Raw genomic sequence first — 10,578 nt, forward strand, 5'->3', positions numbered from 1 at the left:
CGGTTGGGACCGCATCGACCTTCGGTTCGGGGCGCCGGCTCGTTCGATTGAAGAGCGCCACGTTATCTCGCCCTCGGCGGCGGCGCGTTGGATTGCTGCTTTGGTTCTGAGGCACCGTTCGCAAGGCTGGGTGAATGCTGCATAAGTACCTGTGGAAGGCGTGCGATGCACGAAGACGGCGTGAGCACGGCGCCCCCGCAGTCTCGGCGGCGGGGCACGCAGGCAGGCGCATTGCCTGTTTGGCCGGGACGTTTCGCTCGGGTCGGCCGCCAAAATCTCGGTGCCGCCAGAAAAAGCGGCCCGACCTGGGCTCGGCCGTTCAATCGACCCCCGGCATCCAGAGCGCAGGGGCCGTCGGGATCAGGCTTCGATCGTCGCGAGTGCGCGTTGCGTGGTCTCGGTAACCTTCGCGACGTTGGCGGTCACGGTGTTGGAGACCTGCTTGGCCGCCGTGTTCGCGCCATCGTAGGCCTTGTTCGCGGCATCTACTGTCGACTTCGCCAGCGCCAGAAATTTCTCGGCACCGGGGGCGCCCTTAATGGCGCCGTTGACCGCGTCCAGGAACTTGCCTTGCCCGTCAGCGATTTGCGCTTCGAGGGTGGCGCGCCGGGCCTCGGCGATGCGCGCGAAGATCGCCTGCACTTGGCGCCCATAGGCTACGGCCTTCTGCGGCGCGGCTTTCAGCGTTTCGGTCTGGAGCTTCAGCAGTTCGGCCGGGCTCTTCGCCAGCAGCGCGGCATGGCTGGTTTCCTGGGCTTCGGCCAGCACGGTCTTGATCGTCTGCAGGTTCAGCGCGCTCAATTGCTCCGCGCTTTCGAACGCTTGTGAGTTCAGGCTGAACAGGGTGTCAATGGAGGCCTTGGCGGGGGCGGCGAACTGGTCAAGCTTCGTGATCATGAGGGACTTTCGGTGGGGTTGGACAAAGAGCGTTTGCTGCGCTGCAACATGACCCAGTTTATCCCTGGTTTTCCCTAGTGCAACCGACTATTGCTGCACTGCAGCATATTAGAGGAGTGCGATTAAAGAGTGCTCGGCCTGCGATATGACACAAAGCAACTCTGGGGCGGCTGGTCCGCTGCCGTGCACCTGCACCCAGCACCGGGCGCCCATGCCATTGATGCGCTCGTCGCCCTCGCTCCGTAGGGGGCGCCCAAGACGTAGCAGACTGGCCGCTATGCGGGCGCTCTGGCAAAACCTCGTTTGCTTGGCGCTTGCGCCGACTATCAATCTTTGATAGCGTAGATCAAGGAGCCCGCATGCCGTCCAGCTACGTTTTAGGAAATCACTTCGAGAGCTTCGTCCGCCGGCAGATTGACTCCGGACGCTATCAAAGCGCAAGCGAGGTCATTCGAGACGGGCTGCGTCTGCTCGAAGAGGAAACCGCCTTTAAGCAGGCGAAGCTCGAGGCGCTGCGCGCCGACATCCAGGCTGGGATCGACAGCGGGCCAGGTCGACCACTCGAGGACGTCGCCGCCAACTTGAAGTCTCGCTATCGGCACTGGGCTGAAAAGGGCGCGCCACCAAGTGCGGTGTGAGATCTCGCCACTGGCCGAGGCCGACCTGCTTGAGATTGGCGACTACATCGCCCAGGGCAACCCGGCGGCTCTGGTGCAAATCTTCCGAGCGGCCGAACGACTTCGTGAGTGCGTGCGCGCCTGTCAGGCCGGAAGCACCGCCTTCCAAATTGAGGGCGCGGCTTGGCCCGCAGTGCGGAGCCGGCCCAGATTGAACTGGCCTTTGCGGATGCGATGCAGCAGTTCGACGCCGGCGATCGTCACGGCCACGCGTTCGAAGACCTTGAAGCCGAGCATGGGCCTGATGCGCGACTTCACACCTCGATGGTCCTGCTCGACCATACTGTTCAAGTAGCGCGATGATCGCAGCCGAGTGTTTTTCCAGCGAGGACTCTGCTCGGGCAACCCGCACCGCGCGATGCGAGGCGGCGTAGCCATCGAGCGTGATGCTTATCGGAGGTCGTCCTTGAGTCTGCAGCGCCTTGCGAAAGAATGCCTTGGCCGCCTTCACATCGCGGTTGGCGCTCAGGCGAAAGTCGACCGTCTGGCCTTCTCGATCAACGGCACGATAGAGATAGGTCCGCTTGCCGCGGATCTTCACGTAGGTTTCGTCGACGCGCCATGAGCGACCGCGCCTGGCGAGCGAATTGATTCCAGCGTCTCTCAAACTCGGGCACGAAACGCTGGACCCAGCGCATGATCGTCGTGTGGGCCACCGCCAGGCCGCGCTCGGCCATCATCTCTACGAGGTCACGAAGGCTCAGCTTGAAGCGCAGGTACCATCGAACGCACAGGACGATGACCTCACGCTCGAAGTGCCGGCCCTTGAAAAGTTCGTCCATGCTTTGCAGCCTCTGCGCCATCGATTCGCCCTCAGTTCAAAGGCCACAGCGTAACCAGGGCGAGATTTGCACCAGAGCCCGCCCAGTGACCCTATGATCGGAAATCATAGGATGGGTTGCTTGAAAGCTGGGCCAGCGTGCTCAGCCTCCTGACGGCGCTCGTCGCTGTAGGCGCGGCCACCCTCGACGTCGACGGCATCGCCTCGCACCGGGCATATCTGCAGTACTGGGGCATCGACGCCGGTGTCTTCCCTCGATCCACGGACTTGATCTTGATCGACGGTTACTACGGTCTGGTGAATCAGTCGGCTCTCGCGCTCCTTGGGATTCTTGCTCACTGCGGGTGGTGGGCCGCTGGTGCCGTGGGATTGGCCGTGTATCTTGAGCCTACCCCGTCCTTCGCCACCTGGCATGTTCTGATGGGTTCATCGGCGAGCCATTTTCGAACGCTCTACCTGCTCGTCCACGATCTCCAGCGCGCGGCCCACGTCCGGTGCCGCACTCAGTGAGCCGAATGCGCAGGTGACACCGACGCCACGGTAGTCGCGCCCCTTGGGGTTCGGGATGTCGTCGAGCCCCTGGGCCTTCGCGTAGCGGTCGACTTCCTCGACGAAGCGGCGTAGCACAGCCGCCACGTCGTCATGCGCGAAGGCGCGACCCGGCAGGCCGGCCAGGATCGCGGAGAACTCATCGCCGCCCTGGCGGAAGAGAAAGATCTGGGCTCGCTGCGCGAGCCCGACTTCGAGCGCTTGGCGGAAGAAGTCGGTGAATGGCTTGAATATCCGTTCGCCCACACCTGACCAGTTGAGTGCGGCGTTCGCGCCGCTGACATTGCGGATGTCGAATGCGACGCAGAAGGCCTGCACCTTGTTCGAAAACGCGTAACGAAGCGTGAGCTCGGCCACGTCCCGGCGTCCGCGGTTCCAGTAGCCGGTCAGCTCGTCTTTGAAGAAGGCTTCGGTGCTGGGTCGGATTTCCTCGAAGTAAAGGTCGACCGGAGTCGGAATGACGGAATGCTGTTGCATGGACATGGTGCCTGTCAGGACCCGGCCTGTTTGAGGAAGTCCATGGGTTCGATCTTCACGATGCATTCTTCGCCATATTCCTTGTCGAGGAGGTACTGCAACGTGTGCCTGAAGTTCTGGATCTCCCTGCGCTCGAGCACCTCTTGACTGGCGGCAGAGCTTTTGAACTGCCCGGAAGTCAATTCAATAGTCTTGCGCGAAGCAAGCAGAGTGTCGGGAATGTCGATGACAGAGATCGCGGCGTTGTGCCCCGGCGCACACGTGTTCAAAAGATGGAAGGTGTACTTGCGCTCACCGGCTTTCACGTGAGAACTCGGCAAGTCCCCGACTTTGATCGGCAAGCTGTGCTTGGTAATTTCGCTGATTGAGTACGGAACCACAATATGGAGCGAGAACACGTCGTAGCTCAGTTCGTACTCCAATTCGGAGGATCCGCCCGTGGGCCCGGCCTTCTCCTTCTTGCTCACGGTGAGGTGCCGCCTAGCGCTGAGTTCTCTCACTACGTTGCTGATAAAGCTGTCGAAATAGCCGACGGCCAGTGAAGTCGACGGAAGAATTCCGATCTCGGGCCGGCGCAGTTCGTCGGCGATTGCCAGCCGGATCGATTCGCAGGCCGGCCTAACGGCCGCGAACAGGTCGCCGTCGCCCGGCTTCTTGTAGGTTGCCATCACGATGCCCGCGTTGTCCGAAATGACCTTCACGCCTTCCTCATGCAGCACGAAGGCGCGTCGGCGACCAAGGCGCCCGAGCGAAAGACCATGCTCAAAGACCACGTTGTCGCGCGCGGCCAAATATGTCAGGCCGCGGCTGGTCACGGCATCGTCCGGTGTAACTACAAGAATCGCGAAGTCGACCACGCCGAGCTCGTGCAAAATGGATTCGAGATAGCTTGTGTTCAAGTGGAAGAGGCCCTTACGGGTCCACAGCTTCACGTCCATCCTAGATTTAAAAAAGCGCTGGACGGCTTCCGCGGTCGTGAGGCCCTCTTTGGACGAGCCGATGAACATCGTCGGCCTCGTGGTGCGTCGCATGGTGTGATGGGCGCGCCGCTCAGCGCCGGAATCTCGCACGCAGCGGCTGATGCACGTGCGGGTCGTCTCGCCGCAGTTCTTTGATCTCGTTGCGCAGGCATTCAAGCCAACGCAACCGTGCGTGACGCTTGATGCGATCGACGTCGCGCACGAAGATCCCGAGGTCGGCGATGCGCCAGTCGGGCTTGGCCGAGGCGGGCAGCCGCTCGGCCAGTGTCGAGAGCGCGAGGCGGCCACGTTGGCGGTCATAGCTGTGCTCGGCGAGCATGTCGCGCTCGATGCTGGGCACCGAGGAGTTGTTGTGTATCGCGCTGAACAGTGACCGGCCCGGGTTGATCGGCAGGTGGAGCTTCTGCGCCGCGACCGCTGGCCAAAGCCAATGTTGCACGGGCCATCCCCACCACGCGGCGCTCCCACCGCTCGCGTCCGCATCCCCCTTGCCCTCTGCCTTGATTGCCATAGAAGCTCCTACTCAACGCCCCATTGCTTTCGATACTAGCATCCAGAAGTCGGGGGTGAGAGAGTTCGATGACAACGACAGTTTTGAGTCGTTCGGCGGGAATCCTGCTTACCAGCGGGCGAAGTCATCGCGCAGCTGACCATTGATCAGAAAATGATGCAGCCGGGCGAATTGCATGCCATGGACAGGCGTCAAGGTTCGTCGTGTTTGCCCCTCGGTGAATCCATCATCCGAGCCACCGCGCGCACTTGCAGCGCCCGTTCGGAAGTACCCGACCACGGTGTCCACACTGCGGTGCCCCGTCGTCGCCATCGTCTCCTGCAGAGACATGTTCTGCCTGCCGGCTTCTGTGACGAACCCCGAGCGCAGCGAGTGCGCCGAGAAATCCTCTCCCACGCGCGCGAGCGCACAGCGCGCCTTCACGATGTCGCGCACCGCCGTCCCCGAGAGCCCGTCGGTGCCCAGTTTCCCGTGTGCGCCGGAAGAGGGGACCTGAGTCGATGCCGCTGGCCCTGAGCCAGGCCTCCAGTGCAACGGCGGCCGACCCCACGACCGGCTTCACATCTTCCGGCCGCACCTTCCCGTTGTGGTTCGTCTTGGAGCTTGCCAGGGTATAGAGAAACGTTCCTTCGTCGGCGCGGTGCAGGTTCTCGAAGACCGCTTCTGATACCTCCGAGCGCCGGCGTCCCCCGGAGGCCCAGGCAAAGAGGAGGAGGGCGCGATCGCGCTTGCCCTTGAGCGACTCGTCGCAGGTCTCGAGCACCGCCTCCATGGGCTCCCTGGTCAGCGCGCGTTGCTTCCGGGGCAGGGCGTTGCGTTTCGCATAGGCTTTTCTCGTCTTGGAGAGCAGCGCCTTCAAGAGAGCAACTCATTTCCTGGGGGTGTGCAGTGCAGCAAGTAAGCTGCAGGCATGGAAACCGGGGCGTCGTCTTCTGGGCAAGAAGTCCTCCAGCTGCGAGTTGTGCTGCGCAGCGTCAGCCCGCTGATCTGGCGCCCGCTGCTTGTGCGAAGTGATACGAGCATCGCCCGGCTGCACCAGATTCTGCAGATCGCGTTCGGATGGCAGGACATGCACCTGCACCGTTTCGAGATCCGGGGCCGGGAGTACGGGGTCCACCAGGATGGAGGCAACTTCTTCGACACCAGCGCTCACGCGGCCTTGATCGGCCAGCTCAAGCTGCGGCGCCTGGAACGATTCACCTACGAATACGACTTCGGCGACGGGTGGATGCACGATCTGCGCATCGAGGCCACCTTCCCTCTCGACCCCAAGCGGATGTACCCCGCGTGCATCGCAGGCCGGCGCGCAGCGCCTCCGGATGACTGCGGCGGCCCGCAGGCGTTCATGGCTAACCGATCGGCGAGAGCGATTCCTGGAACGACCTCGATGACTTGATCGATGCGGTGGGCGAGGAGGACTGGGACATCCTCAGTCACTATCACCCCGAGCGCTTCGATCGGCGCGCCGTCAATCGCAGGCTTGCTGCTTTGGGCCGTCAATCCCAGGAAAGGTGAGCCCATGAAATTCACCGTTCAAGTTCGCATCGAGGATTCCGGGGCGCAACCGCTCACGTTGCCAATTCACACCAGCGATCGTCCCTGTGCCCAGGTACAAGATGTTGGACTCGCCTTCGAAGACGCCAAGACCATCCTCGCGCAACTGCAGCAAGCGCTTGTGCGGGCCCAGCTGGAACGCTACTTGATCGACCACCGCAAGGGCCAGTTCAATCTCCGCAGGCTGCCCCCTCGAGGCCAAGCTGCGCCCGCGATCTGGAATGCCGTGCTTTCGGCATAACCTGCGCGCGGCCTTTGGCGTTCTTTCACTCGCTGCGCGGCAAGGCGCGTAGGGCGTAGCCCGAAGCGGCTTGCCGCGCAGCGACCGCTCTCTTCGGGGGTGGCCATCGTGAAGACCGGATAAGTTTGAGGTGCGACCCACCAAACTTGTCTTGAAGGAAATCACGATGACCAACCCAACTATGGCATTGGCCGAGCTCGCTGAGAAGGGAGCCGATGTCGACGTCCTGCGCCAGATGGTGCATGTATGGACCCGACGCCTCATGGAACTCGATGTCGAAGGCCGCTGCGGCGCCGCCTAGGATGAGAAGAATCCCGAGCGCCTCAACAGCCGCAACGGCTACCGTGAGCGCACCTGGGACATGAGCGGCGCCTCCAAGAGCCAGGTCAGCCGGTTGTGCGGGGAGCTCGACGAGCGCGTGAACACCTTCCTGGGACGGCAGATCGAGGGCGACTGGCCCTACCTGTGGGTCGATGCCACCTACGTGAAGACGCGCGAAGCCGGGCGCATCGTGAGCGTGGCCGTCATAGTGGCTGTCGGCGTGAACACCGACGGCCAGCGCGAGGTGCTGGGCTTGAAGGTCGGGGCCTCCGAGGCCGAGCCGTTCTGGACCGAATTCCTGTGCAGCCTGAATCGCCGGGGCCTGCGCGGCGTGAAGCTCGTCATCAGCGATAGCCACGAGGGCATCAAGGCGGCCGTCTCGAAGGTCCTGAAGGCCACTTGGCAGCGTTGCCGAGTTCACTTTATGCGCAACGCCCTGGCGCATGCCGGAAAGACGCAACGGCGCATGGTCTCGGCCGCCATCGGCACGATGTTCGTGCAGGACTCGGCTGATGCAGCACGGGCGCAGTGGCGATCGGTCGCCGACCAGCTCCGAGACAAGTTCCCCAAGCTCGGCGCCCTGATGGACGACGCGGAGAACGATGTGCTGGCCTTCATGACTTTCCCGCGGGCGCACTGGACGCAGATCTACAGCACGAACCCCTTGGAGCGGCTGAATGCGGAGATCAAGCGGCGCACGACCGTGGTGGGCATCTTCCCCAACGACGCCTCGATCACGCGGCCCGTCGGCGCAATGATGCTCGAGCAGAACGACGAATGGTCGCTCAACCGGCGCTACATGCAGCTGGAGGGCTTGCAGACCCTGAGCGATACTGCGCCCACTCGGCTGTCTGCTGTGGCTCGCTGAGTACCGTGCAGCTCAGCCTTCTCCGGGCTGTGGAGCTAACCACGGAATGGGACGCGACCCGGATCTGGGCCCAGCGCTCGAGCCTCCTGGATCCAGCCGGTCGACTATGGGACGACAAGCCGCTTACCGCGCAGCTGTAGGACTTCTTGTCCAAACGACGCCCCGGTTTCCATTCCCGCCGCTTACTTTGCTGCCCTGCACACCCCCAAGAATGAGATGCTCCCCTGCGTGCCACTGGTGCCGATGAGCCGGTAGTCGTTGCGGCCCCGGTCGTTGACCACGATGGTGCCGGCGCCAGAGTCGATCCACTGCGCGACCTTCACGTCTGCCACCTTGCCGTTGGTGACGCCGAAGCACGGCAGGCAGCCGCCGTGGTCAAGCACCGGGTGCAGCTTCACTGCGCCCTTGGTGCATCGACCCTCTCGTCGCCAAACAGCCAAACAGCCAGCCAAGCGCCAAGCGACAACCGCGACGCGGCGCGCGGACCGATGACATAAACTCCCTTACCTGAATTTTCTTGCAGAGGAGTACAGGTTGGATCCGGCTTGTGCAGCGGTCTCATGAAAGCAATTCTGAAGACAGGTTCGCAATCACGCCCGCGAGCGAAGGGTCCGGGCAAAGACAAGCCATCTGACGGAGGCAAGCTCAAGATCGGTGACGATTGGAATGCCATCCGGATCATCGCGCTCTCGCAGAGCAATCCGCTCAAGGCCATCGCCGAGTTCGTCGAAAACAGCATCGACGCCCACGCAAAGAACGTCACGATCACCCGCGGCCGGGACCACGGTGCGCACTATCTCTCGATCAAGGACGACGGCGATGGCGTGCCCCGCGACGAGGGGGGCTTGCCCAATTTCAAGTATGTCGCAACCCATATCTGCGACTCGATCAAGCGGCGTCTGAAGACCGAGGGTCGTGGCAATGGACTGCAGGGCGAGTTCGGCATCGGACTCTTGAGCTTTTGGACAGTCGGCGACACGTTGACGATGGTCTCGGCCGGCATAGATCAGCGCGCCTACCAGATGTCGATGAGCAGGGGCGACTCTCGCTACGAGGTCACTCAGCGGCGTGTGCTGTTCGCCGAGCGCGGCACCGAGCTCAAAATCAGTCCGCTGCTTGAGGGCATCCGCAACTTGAGCGGAGAAAAGATTCAGTGGTTCCTTGCTTCCGAGCTGCGCGATCGCCTACGCAATGAGCATGTCCGGGTGATCGTGATCGACAATCTCGCGCGCAAACAGTACGAAGTCGAGCCTCGAGCGTACGAAGGGAGACTTCTGCACCAGTTGCCGTCCGTGCGCACTCCGTTCGGAGATGCCTACGCAGAGCTGTACCTTGCGCAGCCGGCCGACAGTTGCCGGGTTGTGCTGAGCCGGTCCGGGACAAGGGTCATCGAGGATCTTGCAACGCTGCCAGGGCTTGAGAGCGTGCCTTGGTCCTCTCGATATCTTCAAGGTCTGGTGGACGCGCCGTTCCTGAATCTCACCCCGGGCACGCGCAGCGGCGTTATCCACGACGAGCGGTTCGCCGCCCTGCTTGAAGCGTTAAAGCCTCTCGAAGCCGCAGTGAACGTTGTCATCGAGGCCCAGTTGCGAGCCGAAGAGGAGCAGGCGAGCCAGCAGTCAATGCGTGCGATTCAGCGAGCGTTTCGAGAGGCACTTCTGGCCCTCCCGCCCGAAGAATACGACTGGTTCGACATTCAGGACCGCGAAAATCGTGACGGCGGAACCGCCAAACCGGCGAGAGGGGATGCCTCGCTGCCGGACGGAATTTCCGGTCTGGGCGTTGAAGAGCCGTCGGTAAATGGGAGCGAACAGCTGCAGTTCTTCGACCACGCGGGCCCGTTGTTCGGTGTCGTCGTATCGCCGGCGGCGAGCACGGTGCCGGTCAAGGAGCGACGGCGCTTCAGGGCGCTGCCGCGCGATCGATCGCGCCGACGTGTGACGCAAGATCTGCTGTTTACCTGGGAGATCGTCGAGGGCGAGGGGTCGATCAATTTCACTGCTGACCAGGAAGTCGAATTTTCAGCGACTGAAACTCCTGGCCTGGTACGCCTGCGAGTGACCGTGAGGCAGCGAGAACTTGGCTTCAGCGCCGAGGCGCTCGTCACGGTGACAGATAGCCTCGACCTCCCCATGAATCCGGCGGTCTCGAATGCGCGGGGACTGCCGGGCTATACGTTCGAACGGGCAGCAGGGGCCCTCTGGAGATCGCGATTCGATGCCGAGCGCAACGTCATCGTCGTGAACAACGGGCATCGAGACTTCGTTTTCGCGACTAAGAACCGCGCATTACAGCTTCGATACCTGGTTCGGTTGTACGTCAAAGAGCTCGTGCTCAAAAACTTTGCGGGAGTGCCCGTGGAACAGCTGCTGGAGCGGACGGTTGAGCTCTCACTATATGCCGAAGAAAAGCTCAAAGCTGGCTGAAGGGCACCGCGCGCACCTGCGGCGGACGACCCGGCAATTGCCAGGCCAGCGCAAGCGTCAAGGCAATGAATCAAAACGCGGCGGCTGGCCTGTCCTCCGCAGAGATTCCATCCGACTCGATGAAGAGCCCGCAAGGCGTGGGTATGGCACCATCAGGGCATGGTCCTCGTCGTTCGGATCGCATTCGGGCTGCTCCAAGACGCCTTGCGGTGGCTGGCGCTGCGGATGCGTTCCGCAGAAGATGTACGGGTCGAGAATCTCTTCCTGCGTCGCCAGCTGGCCCTGTACGTCGAGCG

Annotated in this window: 9 protein-coding genes and 3 pseudogenes; 5 read left to right on the forward strand and 7 right to left on the reverse strand. The window is 62.5% G+C overall.

Annotated elements, in window-relative coordinates; genetic code table 11:
* Positions 1 to 360: 360 nt before the first annotated feature.
* Positions 361 to 897: a phasin family protein gene (locus QTI04_RS32765; RefSeq protein WP_286619410.1), complete on the reverse strand. Its 537-nt coding sequence runs from the start codon at positions 895 to 897 to the stop codon at positions 361 to 363.
* Positions 898 to 1,256: 359 nt separating this feature from the next.
* Between QTI04_RS32765 and QTI04_RS32770 the strand changes: the two genes are divergently transcribed.
* Entirely contained in the window at positions 1,257 to 1,535 is a 279-nt protein-coding gene (locus QTI04_RS32770) for a type II toxin-antitoxin system ParD family antitoxin (RefSeq protein ID WP_286619411.1), read from the forward strand.
* 123 nt (positions 1,536 to 1,658) lie between these two features.
* On the opposite strand, the pseudogene QTI04_RS32775 reads toward QTI04_RS32770, so the two are convergent.
* The 5 genes and pseudogenes from QTI04_RS32775 to QTI04_RS32795 form a co-directional block, all read right to left on the reverse strand.
* Positions 1,659 to 2,365 (reverse strand): annotated as a pseudogene (locus QTI04_RS32775) (IS6 family transposase).
* 416 nt (positions 2,366 to 2,781) lie between these two features.
* Positions 2,782 to 3,381: a hypothetical protein gene (locus QTI04_RS32780; protein ID WP_286619413.1), complete on the reverse strand. Its 600-nt coding sequence runs from the start codon at positions 3,379 to 3,381 to the stop codon at positions 2,782 to 2,784.
* Between the two features lie 14 nt (positions 3,382 to 3,395).
* Entirely contained in the window at positions 3,396 to 4,388 is a 993-nt protein-coding gene (locus QTI04_RS32785) for a TIR domain-containing protein (protein ID WP_286619415.1), read from the reverse strand.
* Between the two features lie 43 nt (positions 4,389 to 4,431).
* Positions 4,432 to 4,872, reverse strand: a complete 441-nt coding sequence (locus QTI04_RS32790; protein WP_286619416.1) for a hypothetical protein — start codon at positions 4,870 to 4,872, stop codon at positions 4,432 to 4,434.
* A 108-nt stretch (positions 4,873 to 4,980) separates the two neighbouring features.
* Positions 4,981 to 5,737: pseudogene (locus tag QTI04_RS32795) on the reverse strand (site-specific integrase); the annotation flags it as partial.
* Between the two features lie 45 nt (positions 5,738 to 5,782).
* Here QTI04_RS32795 and QTI04_RS32800 point away from each other — a divergent pair.
* The 3 genes and pseudogenes from QTI04_RS32800 to QTI04_RS32810 all read left to right on the forward strand — a co-directional run bounded on the left by QTI04_RS32800 (position 5,783) and on the right by QTI04_RS32810 (position 7,856).
* Entirely contained in the window at positions 5,783 to 6,268 is a 486-nt protein-coding gene (locus QTI04_RS32800) for a plasmid pRiA4b ORF-3 family protein (RefSeq protein WP_286619418.1), read from the forward strand.
* Positions 6,269 to 6,391: 123 nt separating this feature from the next.
* Positions 6,392 to 6,667, forward strand: coding sequence for a hypothetical protein (locus tag QTI04_RS32805; protein ID WP_286619420.1), 276 nt, complete (start codon positions 6,392 to 6,394; stop codon positions 6,665 to 6,667).
* Between the two features lie 166 nt (positions 6,668 to 6,833).
* Positions 6,834 to 7,856, forward strand: a pseudogene (locus QTI04_RS32810) (IS256 family transposase).
* A 182-nt stretch (positions 7,857 to 8,038) separates the two neighbouring features.
* On the opposite strand, the gene QTI04_RS32815 reads toward QTI04_RS32810, so the two are convergent.
* Positions 8,039 to 8,254 (reverse strand): hypothetical protein, encoded by a 216-nt coding sequence (locus QTI04_RS32815; RefSeq protein WP_286619421.1) that lies wholly within the window; start codon positions 8,252 to 8,254, stop codon positions 8,039 to 8,041.
* A 162-nt stretch (positions 8,255 to 8,416) separates the two neighbouring features.
* Between QTI04_RS32815 and QTI04_RS32820 the strand changes: the two genes are divergently transcribed.
* Positions 8,417 to 10,282, forward strand: a complete 1,866-nt coding sequence (locus tag QTI04_RS32820) for an ATP-binding protein (protein ID WP_286619422.1) — start codon at positions 8,417 to 8,419, stop codon at positions 10,280 to 10,282.
* Positions 10,283 to 10,578: the final 296 nt, after the last annotated feature.

Source organism: Variovorax sp. J22R115, assembly GCF_030317005.1.
In the GTDB taxonomy this organism is placed as follows: domain Bacteria; phylum Pseudomonadota; class Gammaproteobacteria; order Burkholderiales; family Burkholderiaceae_C; genus Variovorax.

Coding starts and splice junctions, on each gene's coding strand:
- QTI04_RS32765 (WP_286619410.1), bottom strand. CDS start 897: ATGATCACGAAGCTTGACCAGTTCGCCGCCCCCGCCAAGGCCTCCATT.
- QTI04_RS32770 (WP_286619411.1), top strand. CDS start 1,257: ATGCCGTCCAGCTACGTTTTAGGAAATCACTTCGAGAGCTTCGTCCGC.
- QTI04_RS32780 (WP_286619413.1), bottom strand. CDS start 3,381: ATGCAACAGCATTCCGTCATTCCGACTCCGGTCGACCTTTACTTCGAG.
- QTI04_RS32785 (WP_286619415.1), bottom strand. CDS start 4,388: ATGTTCATCGGCTCGTCCAAAGAGGGCCTCACGACCGCGGAAGCCGTC.
- QTI04_RS32790 (WP_286619416.1), bottom strand. CDS start 4,872: ATGGCAATCAAGGCAGAGGGCAAGGGGGATGCGGACGCGAGCGGTGGG.
- QTI04_RS32800 (WP_286619418.1), top strand. CDS start 5,783: ATGGAAACCGGGGCGTCGTCTTCTGGGCAAGAAGTCCTCCAGCTGCGA.
- QTI04_RS32805 (WP_286619420.1), top strand. CDS start 6,392: ATGAAATTCACCGTTCAAGTTCGCATCGAGGATTCCGGGGCGCAACCG.
- QTI04_RS32820 (WP_286619422.1), top strand. CDS start 8,417: ATGAAAGCAATTCTGAAGACAGGTTCGCAATCACGCCCGCGAGCGAAG.